Genomic DNA, 18,151 nt, shown 5'->3' on the forward strand with positions numbered 1-18,151 from the left:
AGCGTCAGTCCCCGCCCTCGGAGCTGCCCTCGCCCTCGCCCTCGGAGCCCTCGTAGCCCTCGCCCTCGCCTTCGTAGCCGCCCTCGTCGCCGTAGTCCCCGGAGTTGCCGGAGGACACGTTCTTGGCCACCTCATCGAGGTTCTTGGGCCACGAGGCCCCCGTGGGCTTCGGATCCTGAGAGGGCACATACACCTCCGCCTGGTTCTCGCCGGTGATGTTGATCCACGCGAGCACGCGCGTGGTGCCCGGGGTGGCCAGGGGAATGCGCACCATGCGGCGCACCTCGCCCGGGGTGCCCTCGAAGAGCGCCACGTTGAGGGTGGCCAGCGTGTGGGCCTTGTCACCGCTGGGCCAGTAGTTGGTGGCGATCAGGTAGATGCCCTGGGGCGGCGCCCGGTGGATATAAAGGTAGGGGCCGTAGGCAGGCTGATCGAAGTCGCCGCCCTGCTCGTTGAGGAAGAAGGTGCCGCCGGTGGGGCTGGAGGTGTCCGCCCAGTAGACGTGCGCCATCTTCTTGCCGTCCATCGTCAGGCCCTCGGCCGTCTTGGTGACGCTGTCGTTGGTGGGCTCGTAGACGTGGAGGTCCGTGTAGACGCCCTCGGTGTCGCTGGTGAGGATGGTCTTGAGCGGCACGGGCGGAATCTGCGCGTACGCCGTCACCTGCGAGCGCGCCGTGCCCGCCTGGTTGGTGGCCATCACCGTGACGATGTTCTTGCCGCTGGCGGCGGGGAACTTCCGGCTGAAGCGCCCGTTGAAGGTGCGCATCAGGTACCGGTCTCCGTTGATGGAGACGACCACCGGATCAATGGTGGTGTCGCTGATCGTCCCCTCCACCAGCATCATCCGGTCCACCGTCCAGCCGCCGGTGGGGGCAGTGAGCGTGACCTTGGCCAGCTTGGTGCCCGTGCCAATGGGCACGCCCTGCTGGCGAGGGTTCTCGTGCGGCGTCTGGGTGAGGAGCAGTGCCAGGAAGACAGGCAGCATCGGGAGCTCGTCGGGGTGGAGTGGGAGACGGCGGAGGCGTTGACGGGCGACAGCCTGCGGCAGCAGCGCGCCTCATTTCAAGCCGCCTGCCTGCCCTGACCCGGGGTGCAAAAGAGGAAGACTTGTGGCATGGGCCCCATGCGTGTGGGGGCTTCGCTTCCAGGGCCCGGCTCGTTCATGATGGGTGGGCTTTGGACGCTGCTGCTGAAATCGTGACCGTGGGCCCTCCAACAACTTCCGATCGCCTCAGCCTGGCGCGGAAAGTCTTCCTGTTTTTCATGGTCGAGGGCCTGCCACTGCTGGGGCTGCTCTACGGGGTGTGGCTCTTCCTCCACGAAGGCATCCGCTGGCTGGACGTGGGGCTGTTCGTGGGGATGTACGTGGCCACGATGACGGGCATCGAGCTGGGCTTCCACCGCTACTTCGCCCACCGCACCTTCGAGACGACGCGGCCCATTCGTGCGCTGCTCCTCATCCTCGGCTCGATGGCGGGCCAGGGCTCCACGCTGCTGTGGAGCGGCCTCCACCGCTGGCACCACGCGCACACGGACATTCCCGGGGACATCCACTCACCGACGCTCGGGCGGCAGGGGTGGTGGCAGCGGGTGCGCGGGTTCTTCTGGTCGCAGTTCCTCTGGTACCTGGACTCGCCCGCCGTGGTCCTCTTCGCGCGCTTCATGAACCGCCACCGCGCGGATCCGGAGATCGCCCTGTCCTCCCCGGAGGATACCCAGGAGTTCCGCATCGTCCGCACGATGCCGGACCTTGTGCGCGATGCGTGGCTCGTGCGGCTCAACCAGCGGTATGGGCTCTGGGTGCTGCTCGGGCTGGCGCTGCCCGCAGTGCTGGGCGGGCTGCTCACAGGCTCGTGGGAGGGTGCGTGGCGAGGGCTCGTGTGGGGCGGCTTTGTCCGCTTCGCGCTGGTGCAGCAGGCCTCGTTCGCCGTCAACTCGGTGACGCACACCTTGGGCACGCAGCCGCTGGCGTGCCGGGACGACAGCCGTAACAACGGGGTGATGGCGGTGCTGACGCTCGGGGCCGGGTGGCACAACAACCACCACACCTTCCCTGGCTCGGCCTTCACGGACTTCCGCTGGTATCAGGTGGACATCTCCGGCCTGATGCTCCGCGCCCTGGAGAAGCTCGGGCTGGCGTGGGATGTCCGCCGGCCCTCGCCCGAGTCCATCGCCGCGCGCAAGCGTCCCTGAGACGCTGAGCAGCGGGTGGGCCCGGGCTCACGCGCTCGCGTACTGGAGGCCCTCTTCCTCGCTCAGCGGGAGACTGAAGCAGAAGGTGTTCCCGTCATCCGAGGTGTTCAGCCAGATACGGCCGCCGTGCGCCTCGACGATCTGCCAGCTCAAGTGCAGCCCCAGGCCCACCACGCCCGTGTAGCCCGTGGCGCCTGGGGGCAGCGGCTCGTAGAGGGGTTCGAAGACGTGGGGCTGGCGCTCGGGAGGGATGCCAGGCCCGTGGTCGCTCACGGAGACCATCGCCTGGTGCTCCGCGCACCGCAGCCGGACCTCGATGGCCGCACCGGGAGGCGAGTACCGGATGGCGTTCTCCAGCAGGTGCGCCACCACGTCCCCCATGCGCTGGCGGTCTCCATCGACGAGGAGTGACTCGGAGACCTCGACACGGATGGGACTCTCCGTGGTGCGGGACAGGCTCTTCACCTTCTCCTCCACCACCTCGCTCAAGTCGAACCGGTCGCGCTCCATCTTCGGCAGGCCCGGCGCCATCCACACCGCGGCGAAGAGGTGCTCCACCAGCTGCGCCAGCCGCCGCGTGTTCCGGGCAATGGCCGTGAGCCCCTTCTGCTGGCGCACGGAGTTCACCTCCATGCGGCTGAGGATGTCCGCCCATGTCTGGATGGTGGTGACGGGCGTGCGCAGCTCGTGGGCGGCCGCGGACATGAACTCCTCGCGCAGCCGCAGGGCCTCGCGGACCTCCAGGAAGAGGCGCGCCTTCTCGATGGCCATGGCGAAGAGCTGGCCCACCGTGGTGTGGAACTCCAGCTCGCGCGGGGCGAACTGGCGCGGCTCGTGGGTGAAGCACGTCAGCACGCCCACGAGGTGCCCCCGCGAGTGCAGAGGAATGGAGACGAGGCTCCGGAAGCCCTCCTCGAGCGCGAACTTCTTCGTGAGCGCTGGGGCCTCCTGGGACAGCATGTCGCCGATCACCTGGAGGGTCTCCTGCCGGGCCGCCTGGGCCGTGAGCAGCGGGGACTCCAGGGAGATCTGCTGCAGGTCCTCGCGGATCTTCTGGGCCAGCCCGTAGGAGCCAATCAAGGAGAGCTGCTGGTGATCCGGCTTGGCCAGCCACAGCCCCGCGGCATCGGCGCCCAGGGCCTGGAGGCTCTGCTCGATGGCCACGTGGGCCACGCGCTCCAGCTCCACCTCCATGACCAGGGCCTGGCTGACGCGGGACAGCGCCAGCTCGCGCTCGAGCAGCCGCGTCCGCTCCTCCTCCACCTGCATGCGCTCGGTGATGTCGTGGACGACGATCTCCCCCAGGATGATCTGCCCCGCGGAGTTGCGCACCGGAGCGCCGTTGATGCTGACCAGGCGCTCCTCTCCCTTCGCGGTGCGCAGACGCAGCTCCACGTCGGTGAAGGTCTCCCCCGCCAGGGCGCGCTGGAGCGGCATCTCCGCCAGCTCCACGGGGCGCCCATCGAGGTGCCGGAAGCAGTGGCGCTCGAGATACTCCTCCAGCGGCCGGCCCAGGGAAGAGCAATCCTTGAACCCCAGCAAGCGGCACCCGGCCGGGTTGGCGTCACACAGCCGGCCGTCCGGGCTGATGAGGAAGATGGCATCCGGCACACTGGCGATGATGGCGTCACGCTGGCTGGCGTGCCGCTCGGCCTCCTCGCGCAGGGCATCCACCTCGGCCTGGCGCCGCGCAACGCGGGAGGACATCTCATTGAAGGCCTCGGCCAGTTCCTGGAGCTCATCGCCCGTCTGGATGGAGACCCGCTGCCCCAGCTCGCCACGGCCCACGTTGCGTGCCACCGCCCGCAGGCTCCGGACCGGGTAGGCGTAGCGGCGGGCGAGCACGGCCGAGAGCAGCGCGCTCAGGAGCAGGATGCCCAGGAAGGCGCCCAGCTTCGCACGGAGCCACCCGTAGAGCGGCGCCAGCGCCACGTCGCGAGGCGCCATCACACCCACGGCCCACCCATGGCGAGGCGTCGGAACGAAGGTGCCCAGCGAGAGGACCGTGCTCAGTGGGTTGGTGAAGCGCTCGAGCTGCACGGGCGTCCCAGCCAGCGCGCGCCGCAGGGGCTCCAGGGCGAGAAATGCACCGCTCTGCGCGTACGTCAAATCCGGGTAGCCGGTGTGAAAGGCCAACCGGCCCGTCGCATCGACCAGGAAGATCTCCTGGCCGGACTGGAGGCGAGCGTCCAGGTAGCGGCGCGCGAGCAGGCGGGTCTGCATGATGACGTTCACGACGCCCGTCGGCCGGCCCTCGGGTCCGGGAATGGGCACGGAGATCAGGATCGCCGTGCCCTGGGGACGGCGCAGCTCGATGACTTCGGAGATGACCGGGGCCCCGGTCGCCATCACCTTCTGGAAGTAGGGGCGATCCCCAATGCGGAGCCGGGGCTCGGCAGGTGCGTCCGGTTCACCCCAGCCGCGGTTCAAGCCCGTGGCGTCGTAGACGCCGATGGCGTCATAGAGAGAGCTGCGCAGGACCAGCTGCTGCATGTGGCCGTCCAGCTGACGGGGATCCATGCCCTGCACCAGCGGATCATTGGCCACCGCCTGGGCGAACTCGATGGCGGCCTCGAAGGACTCGGTGAGCTGCACCGCGACGGCCTGCGCGGTGATGCGCTGGGTGGCCAGCAGGGTCTCCTGGGTCCGCTGCTTCCCCAGGAAGAAGTCCGCGCTCAGGAGCACCAGGACGGGCAGCAGCACAGCGCCGAAGGCGAGCAGCAGCTTGGCGTGAAAATGCAGTCGAGGCATGGCCATCCGAGAGACGCGTTTCCCGTCTCAACAGTCATGACGCCTCCTTGCCTTCACCCCCCTCACTGTTACCGGCAGGGAACCCTGGCGAGTGAGCGTGCCCCTGCCCGGTTTGCTCCGAGGGACAGAAGCCCCCCGGAGCTCAGAGAGCGGCCAGGACAGCGCCTGGGAGCTGCCCCGCTCTGGGCCGGTGTCGGGGCTCGCCCAAGCCGCTCAGGGAGAGGGAATGAGCCCCTCGCCGTGCCTCACCAGGACCGCCCGCGAGTAGGCCATCTGGAACCCAAGCCGCGCGGCGTTGCGCTCGGTGGGGATTCCGGGTCCGGAGTGGATCACGGCCCAGCGGCTCCCGTGCTCGCGCCCTTGCTCGAGGCGCCGGATGATCAGCGCCTGCTGGATGCCCCTCCCACGGTATGCGGGCCTCACGGAGGTCCCGAACAACTGGGTGACGCCCTCGCTCGACTCGCAGCCACCCGCGCCCACGGTCTCGCGGCCGATACGGGCCATGAACAGGTCGTACCCAGGCGCTGTCGAGGCCCTCATCCCGAACTCCAGGATGGGCTCCGGCACCGCCACGCCCTCGGGGAAGAAGCCGCTGAAGGCCACCTCCACGTGCTCGCGGACCGCGGCGGTGTTCTTCGGATCCACCCGGTCGATCGTCACGCCCTGGGGCCAGCCTCCCTTCAGGAGCACGCGGAGGTCCTCGCCTCCCGACAAGTCCCTCACGAGGGTGTTCTCGAACTCGTGGAGCACGAACCCTCTCCGAGCGAGCCCCGCGAGCAGCTCGGGCGGCGCAAACGGGCTCAGCTCGACCTTGGGCTCCGCGCCGCGCTCCGTGAAGAACGCGACGATCCGGTCCAGCTCCGCGTCCGTGAGGGCCCGATCGAAGCCGAGCCCGCAGGCCTTGTTGATCGGCGAGCCGGGCGAGTCGAAGAGGAGCCAGCCATCGGCCAGGCGCTCGGCCTCCTTGACGAACCGTGACAGCGGAACACCGTGCTTGTGTTCGACGAGGCGGGCGATCCCAGCGAAGTCCAGGTCTTTCATTGCGCGCGAGTCTTTGAGGGGTGGAACTCCGAGTCTACTTCGTGGGCGCCGGTGCCCGCATTTTGGCACCCGTGGGGGCCTTCTCCTGCGGCTTTCCCCCTCCACCGGGCGTGACCGCAGCCGCCGCGGCATCCGGCTCGAACAGCCGCAGCGTCCACAGCGAGCCGGTGTTGTACCCAGGCAGGTTCATCGGGTTGAAGATGCTGGAGCTCGTCGCGAAGCCTCCCGCGTACGCAGGGGGGAACTCCGTCAGCTTCAGCGCGCAGCCCACCAGCACCACGCCTGGGCGCGGTACGGCGTTGCTCACCGCCGTGCACTTGCCCACTGCGGCGAAGTGCCCCTCAGGCAAGTCGAAGCTCGCGTACATGTCCGCCTGGGAGCCCTCGGCGAAGGTGCGATCGGTGACGAGCGCGCACGCCCTCGCCTTGCCTACTGCCTTCTGCTCACCGGCCTTCAGCTTGCCGTTCGCATCCCGCTCCGGCACGGAGACAATGCCTGGCAGCTTCACGTTCGCCTGAAAGGGCGCACCCTGGCAGAGGTTCGGATCCGCCGCCTTGGGGTCTTCCAAGGTCCGGAACTGGTACGACACCTCACCCGCCCGCGCCGACAGCGGCAGGACGAGTGCGAGCGAGACCACAGCGACAGAGAGGCGCGGCATGGGACGACTCCTCGGGATGGTGGGCTCCGGATCTAACGTGATCCGGGAGCACCACGACCATCAGGGTCATCCGCACCCCAGCGGTTACAGCCGCACCAGCTGGGCGCCGTAGTGGACACTGGCGCCCACAGCGGCCACCATCACCACGTCCCCACTGCCCAGGCGCACCCGGCCGGACTCCAGGTCCTCGGCCAGCAGGATGAGCATGCCGGCCGCCGAGGTGTTGCCGTAGCGGTGCACATTCATCGCCACGCGCTCCGGGTCCAGCCCCGCGTGATGAACGAAGAACTCCATCAGCCGCCGGTTGGGCTGGTGGAAGTAGTAGCGCTTCACCTCGGAGGCCAGCTCCGGGTGGTTCTCCAGCACCGCGCTGATGCAGTGTCCCATGACGAGCGGGTAGCTCTCCGCCACCTTCTGCCCGTTCACCACGAAGGCCATGTCGCCCGGACGCGCGCGGCCCTGGAAGGGCAGCTTCATGTTCCCGCCGCCGCGGCGGAAGACCAGCTCCCCATGGGTGTTTCCGGACATCGTCGCCAGGATGCCCGTGCCCTCCTCGCCATCCGCGCGGAGGATGACCGCGCCCGCCCCGTCTCCGAACACATACCCAGACAGGTACGCATTGAGCGGCTTGGCGCCGGGCGAGGGGATGATCTCGTCCGTATAAACCTGGCGGTTCACGTGCGGCGAGCACAGCGACGAGGCCACCACCGCCACCGTCTTGAAGCGGCCGCCCTCCATCATCTTGGCCGCCATGTCGATGATGTACGGGGTGCCGCCGCACCCATCGTCAATCACGAGCGCGAAGGTGTCCGTGCGGCACTCCAGGCGCCGGTGCAGCTCCATGGCGTCGTGGTTGAAGTTCAGCTCGTCCGGCGTGCAGGTGACGAGCAGGATGGCGTCCAGCTCCTTCGCCTCCACGCCGGACTGCACGAGCGCCTTGCGCAGGGCAATCTCACACATGTCCGTGTTCGACGCCGGATAGACGGGCAGATCATTCTCGGGTGGAGCAATGGCCACACCCTCCTTGTCATCGATCTCCCACAGATAGCGGCGCTCCTCGATGCCCGTCTTCTCGAGAATGCGCTCAGGGGTCCAACCCGGGAAGGCGCGTGCAATGCGCTCGTTGTTGATGACTCGGGAAGGAACGAAGGCGCCGGCTCCAGCAAAACGCACAGTGGGCATGGTCGTTTCTCGCGGTGATGTGAGGTGCTCGCCTGCTGATGGAGGTCATCAGCAGGTGGCATGCCACTCGCCGCAGGTGGGTGAAGGCGCGTCCCAGGCCTTCTCCCGCCCTCATGGGCGCCCCGCCCCTCTTCCCCCGTTTTCCAAATAATTCGTTTCTTTCCTGACAAATGGGACCCCGGTCAGATCCTCGAAGTGCTCGAATTCACGACTGAAATCGAGTCCGAGGAGACCTCTTGGGTTGAGTGCCACCGAGCAGGCGTGCTCGACGTGTAGGCAGAGCTGGGCCGAGCGGGTGGGTCTCTCAAGACACCGGGGGGTCATGCCTGCCTTCAGAGCGGCAGCCACAGGGGTTCGGGTGACCCACCCCCCTGGGTGAGTCTGAGTGCGCTCACGCTCGCACCACCCTATCAGGTCGTCCTCCGGAGGAGCCTTCCGGGGCACTTCAATGGTGGGGAGGCGGGGCCGCCGGAGGCGTCCGCTGGGCGGCGGGTGTCGAGCGCCGGGCAGCCGGGAGCGGGTGCCGGGGCAGAGACACGGTGAAGGTGGTCCCGCTCTCCCGCGTGGAGTCCACGGAGATGCTGCCGCCATGGGCCTCCACGATGTGCTTCACGATGAAGAGCCCCAGGCCGAGGGAGTGCTTGCCGTGGCACCCCGGGCCATCGCCTCGCTTGAGCGGTTGGAAGAGCTGGTCCATCAGCTCTGGGGGGATGGGCTCCCCCTCGTTGTGCACGGAGAGGCGCACCTCGTCGGGCAGGCCGAACGTGCGCACCTGCACCGCGCAGTGCTCGGAGCCGTAAGCCAGGGCGTTGCGCACCAGGTTGGTGATGAGCTGCGACAGCCGGTCTCCGTCCCACTCGCCGCGCCCCTCGCCTCGCTGTTCCAGGAGGAGCTGCCGGTGCGGGTGGGCGAGCTGGACTTCCTCCACCGCCTGCCGCGTGAGCTCGTGCAAGTCCAACGGCCGGAGCTTCACCGGGAGGGAGCCCTGGAACCGGACCTGGGTGAAGTCCAGCAGGTCCTCCAGCATCCGGGCGGCGCGATCGGCGCTGCAGAGGATGCGCTCGAGGGTGCGGCGGCCTCGCTCGTCCTGCCCGCCCTGCTTCAACAGCAGCATGGCGGCCATGGAGATGGCGTTGATGGGGTTGCGCAGATCATGGCTGACGATGCCGATGAGGTGCTGCTCGATGTCGGCCCGCCGCCGCTCCTCCTGCTCGGTCCGCTTGAGCTCGGTGATGTCCTGGAGGGCGCCCACCATGCGCAGGGCCCGGCCTTCCGCGTCGCGCGCCACGTAGGCCCGGTCGCGCACGAGCATGTACGCGCCGTCCCCGCGCAGGAAGCGGTACTCGTCCATCCAGTGGGCGTCGCCTCCTTCGAGTGCCGCTTGGAGGCCGCTCACCACGCGCTGGCGGTCCTCGGGGTGGATGTGCTCTTCCCACCAGCCGATGGAGGTATCCACCCCGGAGGCGGGGTGGCCGGTGAGCCGGGAGAGGCTGTCGCTCCAGTCCACCTGTCCCGTCATGATGTTCCAGTCCCAGACGAGATCCTGGGTGGCCATGGTGGCCAGGCGGTAGCGCGTCTCGGATTGGCGCAGCTTCTCCTCGGCTCGCTTGCGCTCGGAGAGGTGCTCCTGTGTGTAGCGCCGCAGGGAGCTCTCGATGGCGGTGGCCAGCGCATCCAGCAGGCGGTTCAGCGCCTGAGGCTCCAGAGGCCAATGATCTTCATCGAGGACATTGAAGATGATGAAGCGCAGCAGGGCGTACTCCCGCACCACTTCGGAGGGATCGAACCCCAGGCGGAAGCGCTGGGCGCCATGGGTCTCGGCGAGCGCCTCCAAGGAAGCGCCCCGAGGGCGGTCCGGGGCAGGCGAGCCTCGCAGGGCCGCAATCACCGCGACGAGGAACTCGGGCAGGGAGTCGAGCAGCTCGGCTCGGGGCAGGCGGGCCGCAGAGGGCCTCTTTCGCGCCTGCTCCTCCCAGCGGCGGGCAATGTCCTCGCTGCGAGCCTCCAGCAGCTGGGCGAGGCCCCCGCTCGTTGGGTCGCACGGCGTCATGGAACCGCTCCTCCCATGGGCACGTCAGCCAATGTGGGCACGCCCGGGAGCGATGAGGAGGGGCACGTCCGTCCGAGGCTGAGGCGTCCCTGCCTGCCTGGACTCGGACGAGCGGGGCGCTCCGGAAGCTGTACTACCTGACAGATGGGGGCACTTCTGAGGTTGCAACGGGAGCCGGGCCATCTAAGGTGGGGACACCACCGCGAGCTCGGGAGCAAACCGGGAGCGCTGGTGCCTGTGTCATGGGCCACGTCCACATCATCCGAGACTTCGAATCCCCCCAGGAAGGCTTCACGCGGACCCTCCGCATCTACACGCCGGACGGGTACGACGAGCACGGTGAGCACCGCTACCCCGTCCTTTATATGCATGACGGGCAGAACGTGTTCGCGCACCCGGAGTCGTCGGTCTTCGACACGTGGTGTGCCAACCACGCGCTGGAGGCGCTGGTGGCCGAGGGCCGGCTGGAGCCGTGGATCATCGTCGCGGTGGACTCGGGGCCGGGACGGTTCCAGGAGTACTCGCCGTGGGACGAGCCGCGCAACCAGGTGAAGGCGCGGGGCCCGCAGTACGCGCGCTTCCTGGTGGAGCAGGTGAAGCCGTACGTGGACCGCGTCTACCGCACGCGTCCGGGTCCGGAGTGGACAGGGGCGATGGGCTCGTCCCTGGGCGGGCTCATCTCGCTGTACCTCGGGTGGCAGTACCCAGAGGTGTTCGGTCGGATTGGGGCGCTGTCGCCCACGGTGATGTGGAGCGAGCGGCAGCTCTTCACGAAGTGGACTGCCCACAGCCAGAAGTGGTCGCGCATCTATTTGGATGCGGGCTCCACGGAGCACATCGCCACGGACAACGTGCCGCTGAATTACGGGGTGGCCACGCGCGAGTTCTACAGCCACCTGAAGCAGGTGGGGTACCACGACCACGAGGTGATTCTGGTGCTGGAGCCGGGTGGGCAGCACCACGAGAAGGACTGGCAGCGGCGGCTGCCGTTCGCGTTCCGGTGGCTGCTGAGCTGAGCCGGAGCGTAGGCCTGGGCTAGCGGAGGGCCTGGACGAAGCGCACGTCCTCGCGCAGGCGCTCCAGGTCCGCGTGGCGGGTGAGGTACATCTCGCTGCCCATGGCGGCCTGGTAGACGCTGGGCATGCTGGTGGTGTGCATCATCAGCGCGTGGCCGAGCCGGCGCAGCACCTCCTCGTGGCTGTGGAGGTAGGGGCGGCCGGCGCGCCGGGCGATGTGGCACACGTGGTACTTGGGGGCGAAGCGGATGTCAGTGACGGGATCGCCGGTGACGAGGCGGGCCCAGAGCCGGTACACGTCGACGTCGCAGGCGTAGTTGATCATGTCCGTCATGAAGCCGCCGGGGGGGCGGAGGTTCGCCTCGAGCGCGACGAAGCGGTCACCGGGGAGACGGAAGAACTCCAGGTGGAACCAGCGCTCACGCAAGCCGAGTGCGTCCACGGCCTTGCGGCCGAGCTCATCGAGCGAGTCGGGGATGGACTTGAGGCTCCAGAAGGAGATGTCGCGCTTCTCGGTGACGACCTCCATGACGCCGTCGCTGTACTCGTGGCTGAGGGTGAAGAGAATCTTCCCCTCGCGGTCCACGACGCCGTCATAGGTGACGATGGTGCCCTGGACGAAGGCCTGGGCGACGTAGGAGGTGGGCAGGGGCTGGGCGAGCGCCTGATCGACTTCGGCGTCGCTGCTGACCTTGAAGGTGTGCGCGGCGCCCACGCCGACGTCGGGCTTGAGGACGAGCGGGTAGCCCACGCGCTGGGCGAAGGCCTTCACTTGAGCGGCACTCTGGACAAGCTCGAGCTCGGGGTGGGGCACGCTGGCGTCACGGAAGACGGTGGCCATGCCGGACTTGGAGCGGAGGCGCTGGATGTCCGAGGGCTTGAGGCCGAAGACGTTGAAGTCCTCGCGCAGGCGGGCCTCCTGGCCGAGCCAGGACTCGTTGAGCGACTCGATGCGGTGGATGCGGCCGTGGCGCCAGGTGAGGTAGCCGGTGGCGCGCAGGAGGGCGTCGTAGTCGTGGAGGCTGGGGGTGAAGAAGTACTCGCGGAGGTTCTCCCGCAGCTCGTGGCGCAGGGTGTCGTAGGGGGTGTCACCGATGGCCAGCACGTTGACGCCCCGCTCCCGCAGAGCGGTGATGAAGTGGAAGAACTGAGGCGGAAAGTGGGGAGAGATGAAGACGAAGTTCATGGCTCGCCGGAGTGGGGGCTCCCGTGGGCCCGACCATAGCGCGGCCAGGGGCGATGCCTACTTCCTGACGAGCGGGAGCCACGGGTAGGCCCCCTTGCCCGGTAGGTATCCACTGTGGGCCCTCAGGTTCGGGCACGGGGACACGGTCCTGGGGGCACAGGTCGCGGGTCCCTCGGCTCGGTGCGGGGCCCCCCGTCAGCGGACGGGTCCTCCCGCACCGGCCGTCCCGCTCTCCCTCGGCTCACGGCTCAGTTCTTCGTCAGCGGCCGGTACCGGATGCGGTGCGGCTGCAGCGCCTCGGGCCCCAAGCGCTTCTTCTTGTCCGCCTCGTAGTCCTGGAAGTTGCCCTCGAAGAAGAACACCTTGCTGTCCCCCTCGAACGCCAGGATGTGCGTCGCGATGCGGTCCAGGAACCACCGGTCGTGGCTGATCACCACCGCGCACCCCGCGAAGTTCAGCAGCGCCTCCTCCAGGCTCCGCAGCGTCTCCACGTCCAGGTCGTTCGTCGGCTCGTCCAGCAGCAGCAGGTTGCCACCGCTCTTCAGCATCTTCGCCAGGTGCACCCGGTTGCGCTCGCCGCCCGACAGGTCCTTCACCCGCTTCTGCTGATCCTGACCCTTGAACGCGAACCCCGCCAGGTACGCACGGCTCGGCATCTGCCCCGCCCGTCCCAGGTCGATGTGGTCCAGCCCGCCGCTGACCTCCTCGAACACCGACTTGTCCCCATTCAGCGCGTCACGGCTCTGGTCCACGTAGGCCAGCTTCACCGTCTCGCCCACCTTCAGCTCGCCCGCGTCCGGCTTCTCCACGCCCGTGATCATCCGGAACAGCGTCGTCTTGCCCGCACCGTTCGGCCCAATCACGCCCACGATACCACCCGGCGGCAACTTGAAGTTCAGGTCCTCAACCAGCAGCCGGTCTCCGAACGACTTGCGCAGCCCCTTCGCCTCCACCACCAGCCCGCCCAGCTTCGGCCCCGGCGGAATCGTCACCTCGCCGGTCGCATCGCGCTTCTCCTGCGTCTGGTTGACCAGATCCTCGTACGCCTGGATGCGCGCCTTGCTCTTGGCCTGACGCGCCTTCGGGCTCGCCCGCACCCACTCCAGCTCGCGCTTGAGCGTCTTCTGCCGGTGGCTCTCCGCCTTCTCCTCCAGCTCCAGCCGCTTCTGCTTCTGGTCCAGCCACGAGGAGTAGTTCCCCTTCCAGGGCACGCCCTCGCCCCGGTCCAGCTCCAGGATCCACTCCGCCACGTTGTCCAGGAAGTACCGGTCGTGAGTAATACTGACGATCGTCCCCTTGTAGTCCTTCAGCGCCTTCTCCAGCCACGCCACGCTCTCGGCATCCAGGTGGTTGGTGGGCTCGTCCAGCAACAGCAGGTCCGGCTTCTCCAGCAGGATGCGGCACAGCGCCACACGGCGCTTCTCACCGCCCGACAGCTTCGTCACGTCCGCATCGCCCGGCGGCAGCCGCAGCGAGTCCATCGCCATCTCGATGGTCCGGTCCAGCTCCCAGCCGTTCGCCGCATCAATCGCGTCCTGCAGCTTGCCCTGCTCGGCCAGCAGCTTCTCCATCTCCGTGTCGCTCAAGGGCTCGCCGAACTTGGCGGACACCTCGTTGAAGCGATCCATCAGGCCGCGGATCTCCTTCAGGCCCAGCTCCACGTTCCCCTTCACGTCCAGCGAAGCGTCGAGCTGGGGCTCCTGCGGCAGGAAGCCCACCTTCGCGCCCGGGTCCGGCTTGGCAATGCCGAAGAACTCCTTGTCCACCCCGGCCATGATGCGCAGCAGCGTGGACTTACCCGAGCCGTTCGGGCCGATGACGCCAATCTTCGCGCCCGGGAAGAAGGACAGGTAGATGCCCTTGAGGATGTCCTTCCCACCCTTGACCTTGCGCAGGTCCTGCATGGTGAAGATGAAGTTCTGGGCCATCGCGGGTTCGGTGCCTCCAAGTGACGACGTAGACGGTGGCGGATACTAAGGAGGGCCGCGCGGTGCAAGGAACTCTCCATGCCTCCGCCCTGCCCGAGTGCTCAGCGGCGCAGCCGCTCCCACAGGGACTCGGCGAGCATGTACGCGAAGTCCGCGTCCCCGAAGCGCACCAGATCCCCGTCCTGGACGTAATACTCCTTGTGGGCATCCAGGAGGTGCCCGTTCAGCTGCGTACCATTCATCGAGCCCAGGTCCACGATGGTGCTGGTGTCCGTCTGCCCGTGCCAGCTCAGCCGCGCGTGCTCCTTGGAGACGGACGGATCGTTGATGACCAAATCGCAACTCGGCAGGCGCCCCACCGAGAGCGAGTCCACGCTGCGCAGCGGCGGCAGCGTGGCGACAATCAGCTCGTCGAAGCGCAGCATCACCGCCAGCTGCATGGCCTCCAGGCTGGGGCCCGTGGCCGCCATGGTGCTCTGCGCCCCCATGCGCATCGCCATCTGCTCCACCACCGGCCGCGGCGGCTTCTGCACCAGCACGAAGGGACCAATCTGATTGCAGAAGAACGCCTCGGTCAGCCGCGAGGCCAGCGACCGCAATTCCCGGACATTGAGCATGGCGCGCGCAGTCTAGCGCGGCGAGGGATGACCACCACTCCCAGAGGTGCTAAGCCCGCCTCCGCCATGTCCTCGCCCGTCCTGGAGCTGCAGGGGCTCACCAAGTCCTATGCCAAGCTCACCGCGCTCTCCGACGTGAACCTCTCCATCCGCCAGGGTGAAATCTTCGCCCTGCTGGGCCCCAATGGAGCAGGCAAGACGACACTCATCGGCTCCATCTGCGGCCTGGTGAAGAAGACCAGCGGCCGCATCCTCCTGTTCGGCAAGGATCTGGACCAGGACCCCGTGGGCCCTCGCTATGACGTGGGCCTCGTCCCCCAGGAGATCAACTTCGACCCCTTCTTCTCCGTCGCCGAGTCCCTCCGCATCCAGCTCGGCTACTACGGCCGCCCCCGCGACGACGCCCGCGTGGACGAGGTGCTCACCGCCCTCAACCTCCAGGCCAAGAAGAACTCCCTCACCCGTGCCCTCTCGGGCGGCATGAAGCGCCGCCTCCTCATCGCCAAGGCCCTGGTGCACAAGCCGAAGCTCGTCTTCCTCGACGAGCCCACCGCCGGCGTGGACGTGGAGCTGCGCCGCGACCTGTGGACCTACGTGCGCAAGCTGGCCTCCGAGGGCACCACCGTCATCCTCACCACGCACTACTTGGAGGAGGCCGAGGAGCTCGCCGACCGCGTGGGCGTCATCAACGAGGGGCGCCTGCTGCTGGTGGAGGACAAGGCCTCGGTGATGCGCCGCTTCGGCGAGCGCCGCCTCGTGGTCACCTTCGAGCAGCCCCTGGCCGAGCTGCCCGAGGCCACCCGCCGCTTCAACGCCACCCTCTCCGAGGACCGCCGCACCCTCGCCTATATCGAGCGCGAGGGCACGCCCCCCTCCGGAGAGCTGCTGCGCGCCCTCTACGCCCAGGGCCTGCCCATCTCCGATGTGGAGACGCGGCGCTCGCGCCTGGAGGACGTCCTCATCGAAATCCTGCGAGGCCGCCCCCAGAAGGCTGCCTGAGCCAACGCCATGAACACCCTTGGGATGAAGACGCTGTTCGAGAAGGAGGTCCGCCGCTTCATGCGCGTGCCGGGCCAGACCGTCCTCTCGCCGCTCATCAGCACCACGCTGTATTTCATCGTCTTCGGCTACTCCATCTCCTCGCGCGTCCACGAAGTGGAGGGCGTGCCGTACCTGCCCTTCATCGTCCCGGGCCTCATCTTCCTGGGCATCGCCAACAACGCGTTCCTCAACTCCAGCTCCTCGCTCTTCATCACCAAGATTCAGGGCACGGTGGTGGACCTGCTCGTAGCCCCCCTGGGCCCCGGCGAGCTGATGGCCGGCTTCATTGGCGGCGCCATGGTGCGCGGGCTCGTGGTGGGCGCGCTCACCTGGGCCGTGGCCGCCATCTTCACCGGCTTCAGCCTCCAGCACGCCGTGGTGGCCGCCTACTTCCTGTTCATCGCCTCCTACGTCTTCAGCGTGCTGGGAATGCTGGCGGCCATCTGGGCCGAGAAGTTCGAGCAGATCAACTTCTTCCCCACCTTCGTGATGATGCCGCTCACCTTCCTGGGTGGCGTCTTCTACTCGGTGCGCGAGCTGCCCTCGCCCTGGAACCAGATCAGCCTCTTCAACCCCATGGTCTATATGGTGGAGGGACTGCGCTATGGCATGCTGGGCCGCAGCATCTTTCCCCCCGCGCTGGGAGGTGGCATCCTGGCCGTCCTGGCCGTGGCTGCCACCCTGGTGGTCTACCTGGCGCTGCGCTCCGGCTACAAGATGAAGGCCTGACACCTGCCCACAGCGGGTTGAGGGCCACAGGACAATTCGCCTGGTTGCTCCCTCTTCTGGCCAGGGAACGGAAAGACGGGCTTTCACGTCGTACCCTGGCTCAGGGTATCTTAGAAAACGAGATGGCTGTCCCCTTCGGGAAGTACGAACTGCTTCGTAAGATCGCCTCGGGCGGCATGGGCCAGGTGTTCCTGGCGCGTGAGCGCAGCTCGGTCGAGCGGCTGGTCGTGCTCAAGCTCATCCTCCCCCACCTGGCCGAGGACGATGAGTTCCTCACCATGTTCCTGGAGGAGGCGCGGCTGGTCGCCCGGCTCCAGCACCCCAACCTCGTCACCATCCTGGACCTGCAGGAGGTGGAGGGGCGCCACTGTCTGGCCATGGAGTACGTGCAGGGCGATGACGTGCGGCGGCTGGACAAGCAGTCCCGGCTGAAGGGGCGGCTGCTGCCCGCGGGGCTGGTGCTGCGCGTCATCTCCGAGGCCGCCGCGGGGCTCGACTACGCGCACAAGGCCCGTGACGCACAGGGCCAGCCGCTGAAGCTGGTTCACCGGGATGTCTCTCCGCAGAACATCCTCGTGGGCTTCGACGGGGCGGTGAAGATCATCGACTTCGGCGTGGCGAAGGCGGCCGGCAGCGGCCACCACACCGCCACCGGGGTGCTCAAGGGCAAGTATCCTTATATGTCCCCGGAGCAGGCCTCGGGGCAGGCCATCGACGGGCGCAGCGATCAGTTCGCGCTGGGCGTGGTGATGTGGGAGCTGCTCACGGGCCGCCGCCTCTTCAAGGGCGAGTCGGACATGATGACGCTGCGCCTGGTGAAGGACTGCCAGGTGCCGAAGCCCTCGCAGATCAACCCCAAGCTGCCGCCGGGGCTGGACGAGGTGGTGCTGCGGGCGCTGGCGACCACGCCGGACAAGCGGTACCCGGACTGCGGCGCGCTCCGGCTCGCGCTCGAGGACTACATCATCCAGCTGCGGCTGCCGGCCAGCACCGCGCACCTGTCCGCCTTCCTGCGCGAGCTGTACGCGGACCGCATCGCCGCGGAGTCGGATCCGGCCAAGCTGGACCAGCTGGCCGAGGACACGGACCTGGACACGAAGGACAAGTCCAACCCCTCGCGCATCGACTCGTTGGGGTCGCCGGGCCACCGGCCCACGCCCTCGCGCGTGTCGATGCCCAGCATGCGCTCCCGGCATTCCGTGGAGGCCCTGGTGGGGCCCGCGCCCGGACACCGGCAGGAGTCCACCCGGGGCACCCAGCCGCTGGGCCGTCCCACGCCCCAGCGCCGCTTCCCCCTCATCCCCGTGGTAGTGAGCAGCGCGGCGCTGCTCGTCATCGCCGGGGCCGCGCTCGTCTACTTCACCCAGAAACCGGACGCTTCCCAGCCGCCCCCCGTGGTGGCCAACCCACCGATGAAGCCGGTGGAGCCGCCCCCCGTGCCGCGCCCGCAGACCGCCGCTCCGCTCAAGGTGGAGCTGGTGCTCAAGTCCGAGCCCACCGGCGCGGCGGTGCAGCTCGCGGGCAAGCCGCTCGGGGTGACACCGGTAACGCTGGCCGTGGCACCCGAGGAAGCCCCCCTGGAGGTGACGCTGTCGCTGGACGGGTATGAGCCGCTGACGCGCCACGTGTCCGCCGCGAACGCGCCCAGCCTGATGCTCGCGCTGGAGCGGCGCGCCGCGCCCACGAAGCCGCCCACCAACGGCACCTCCAAGAAGCCGCCGCCCAGCTACATCAAGAAGGGCCGCTGAGCCCGCAGGGC

The 18,151-nt window shown here is 68.2% G+C and carries 14 protein-coding genes; 5 read left to right on the forward strand and 9 right to left on the reverse strand.

Features of this window, described 5'->3' with window-relative positions:
- Positions 1–4: 4 nt before the first annotated feature.
- Positions 5–985, reverse strand: a complete 981-nt coding sequence (locus tag DB31_RS15710; protein ID WP_044188308.1) for a DUF2135 domain-containing protein — start codon at positions 983–985, stop codon at positions 5–7.
- Between the two features lie 278 nt (positions 986–1,263).
- On the opposite strand from DB31_RS15710, the gene DB31_RS15715 reads away from it, so the two are divergent.
- Complete coding sequence (locus tag DB31_RS15715) at positions 1,264–2,193, forward strand: acyl-CoA desaturase (protein WP_083968351.1); 930 nt, start codon at positions 1,264–1,266, stop codon at positions 2,191–2,193.
- 27 nt (positions 2,194–2,220) lie between these two features.
- Here the strand turns inward: DB31_RS15715 and DB31_RS15720 are convergent, their stop codons facing one another.
- The 5 genes from DB31_RS15720 to DB31_RS15740 form a co-directional block, all read right to left on the reverse strand.
- On the reverse strand, positions 2,221–4,944 hold the full coding sequence (locus tag DB31_RS15720; RefSeq protein WP_044189785.1) for an ATP-binding protein: 2,724 nt from the start codon (positions 4,942–4,944) through the stop codon (positions 2,221–2,223).
- 213 nt (positions 4,945–5,157) lie between these two features.
- Positions 5,158–5,985, reverse strand: coding sequence for a GNAT family N-acetyltransferase (locus DB31_RS15725; protein ID WP_044188309.1), 828 nt, complete (start codon positions 5,983–5,985; stop codon positions 5,158–5,160).
- 34 nt (positions 5,986–6,019) lie between these two features.
- Entirely contained in the window at positions 6,020–6,643 is a 624-nt protein-coding gene (locus DB31_RS15730; RefSeq protein WP_063769233.1) for a hypothetical protein, read from the reverse strand.
- Positions 6,644–6,727: 84 nt separating this feature from the next.
- Positions 6,728–7,825, reverse strand: coding sequence for a 3-oxoacyl-ACP synthase III family protein (locus tag DB31_RS15735; protein ID WP_044188311.1), 1,098 nt, complete (start codon positions 7,823–7,825; stop codon positions 6,728–6,730).
- Positions 7,826–8,270: 445 nt separating this feature from the next.
- The gene (locus DB31_RS15740; RefSeq protein ID WP_044188314.1) at positions 8,271–9,875 is read right to left on the reverse strand and encodes a sensor histidine kinase; all 1,605 of its coding nucleotides are present in this window, start codon (positions 9,873–9,875) and stop codon (positions 8,271–8,273) included.
- A 242-nt stretch (positions 9,876–10,117) separates the two neighbouring features.
- Between DB31_RS15740 and DB31_RS15745 the strand changes: the two genes are divergently transcribed.
- Complete coding sequence (locus tag DB31_RS15745) at positions 10,118–10,891, forward strand: alpha/beta hydrolase (RefSeq protein WP_044188315.1); 774 nt, start codon at positions 10,118–10,120, stop codon at positions 10,889–10,891.
- Positions 10,892–10,910: 19 nt separating this feature from the next.
- On the opposite strand, the gene DB31_RS15750 is transcribed toward DB31_RS15745, so the two are convergent.
- The 3 genes from DB31_RS15750 to DB31_RS15760 all read right to left on the reverse strand — a co-directional run bounded on the left by DB31_RS15750 (position 10,911) and on the right by DB31_RS15760 (position 14,622).
- Positions 10,911–12,077 carry an ATP-grasp domain-containing protein gene (locus tag DB31_RS15750; protein WP_044188316.1) on the reverse strand — a complete coding sequence of 389 codons (1,167 nt, stop codon included), beginning with the start codon at positions 12,075–12,077 and terminating at the stop codon, positions 10,911–10,913.
- Between the two features lie 248 nt (positions 12,078–12,325).
- A complete protein-coding gene (gene ettA / locus DB31_RS15755; RefSeq protein ID WP_044188318.1) occupies positions 12,326–14,005 on the reverse strand; it encodes an energy-dependent translational throttle protein EttA in 1,680 nt (559 codons plus the stop codon).
- A 101-nt stretch (positions 14,006–14,106) separates the two neighbouring features.
- Entirely contained in the window at positions 14,107–14,622 is a 516-nt protein-coding gene (locus tag DB31_RS15760) for an FHA domain-containing protein (RefSeq protein WP_044188320.1), read from the reverse strand.
- Between the two features lie 66 nt (positions 14,623–14,688).
- Here DB31_RS15760 and DB31_RS15765 point away from each other — a divergent pair, with 66 nt between their 5' ends.
- The 3 genes from DB31_RS15765 (at position 14,689) to DB31_RS15775 (ending at position 18,140) form a co-directional block, all read left to right on the forward strand.
- The gene (locus DB31_RS15765) at positions 14,689–15,621 is read left to right on the forward strand and encodes an ABC transporter ATP-binding protein (RefSeq protein WP_044188323.1); all 933 of its coding nucleotides are present in this window, start codon (positions 14,689–14,691) and stop codon (positions 15,619–15,621) included.
- Positions 15,622–15,630: 9 nt separating this feature from the next.
- Complete coding sequence (locus tag DB31_RS15770) at positions 15,631–16,392, forward strand: ABC transporter permease (protein WP_044188325.1); 762 nt, start codon at positions 15,631–15,633, stop codon at positions 16,390–16,392.
- Positions 16,393–16,514: 122 nt separating this feature from the next.
- Positions 16,515–18,140, forward strand: a complete 1,626-nt coding sequence (locus DB31_RS15775) for a serine/threonine protein kinase (RefSeq protein ID WP_044188328.1) — start codon at positions 16,515–16,517, stop codon at positions 18,138–18,140.
- The last annotated feature ends 11 nt before the right edge of the window (positions 18,141–18,151 follow it).

This window comes from Hyalangium minutum (assembly GCF_000737315.1).
Classification (GTDB): Bacteria; Myxococcota; Myxococcia; order Myxococcales; family Myxococcaceae; genus Hyalangium; species Hyalangium minutum.

Bases quoted from the DNA above. Each gene is read 5' to 3' on its own strand.
- DB31_RS15725 (WP_044188309.1), bottom strand. From the start codon at position 5,985: ATGAAAGACCTGGACTTCGCTGGGATCGCCCGCCTCGTCGAACACAAG.
- DB31_RS15715 (WP_083968351.1), top strand. From the start codon at position 1,264: ATGGTCGAGGGCCTGCCACTGCTGGGGCTGCTCTACGGGGTGTGGCTC.
- DB31_RS15730 (WP_063769233.1), bottom strand. From the start codon at position 6,643: ATGCCGCGCCTCTCTGTCGCTGTGGTCTCGCTCGCACTCGTCCTGCCG.
- DB31_RS15765 (WP_044188323.1), top strand. From the start codon at position 14,689: ATGTCCTCGCCCGTCCTGGAGCTGCAGGGGCTCACCAAGTCCTATGCC.
- DB31_RS15760 (WP_044188320.1), bottom strand. From the start codon at position 14,622: ATGCTCAATGTCCGGGAATTGCGGTCGCTGGCCTCGCGGCTGACCGAG.
- ettA (WP_044188318.1), bottom strand. From the start codon at position 14,005: ATGGCCCAGAACTTCATCTTCACCATGCAGGACCTGCGCAAGGTCAAG.
- DB31_RS15710 (WP_044188308.1), bottom strand. From the start codon at position 985: ATGCTGCCTGTCTTCCTGGCACTGCTCCTCACCCAGACGCCGCACGAG.
- DB31_RS15745 (WP_044188315.1), top strand. From the start codon at position 10,118: ATGGGCCACGTCCACATCATCCGAGACTTCGAATCCCCCCAGGAAGGC.
- DB31_RS15750 (WP_044188316.1), bottom strand. From the start codon at position 12,077: ATGAACTTCGTCTTCATCTCTCCCCACTTTCCGCCTCAGTTCTTCCAC.
- DB31_RS15720 (WP_044189785.1), bottom strand. From the start codon at position 4,944: ATGCCTCGACTGCATTTTCACGCCAAGCTGCTGCTCGCCTTCGGCGCT.
- DB31_RS15770 (WP_044188325.1), top strand. From the start codon at position 15,631: ATGAACACCCTTGGGATGAAGACGCTGTTCGAGAAGGAGGTCCGCCGC.
- DB31_RS15775 (WP_044188328.1), top strand. From the start codon at position 16,515: ATGGCTGTCCCCTTCGGGAAGTACGAACTGCTTCGTAAGATCGCCTCG.
- DB31_RS15740 (WP_044188314.1), bottom strand. From the start codon at position 9,875: ATGACGCCGTGCGACCCAACGAGCGGGGGCCTCGCCCAGCTGCTGGAG.
- DB31_RS15735 (WP_044188311.1), bottom strand. From the start codon at position 7,825: ATGCCCACTGTGCGTTTTGCTGGAGCCGGCGCCTTCGTTCCTTCCCGA.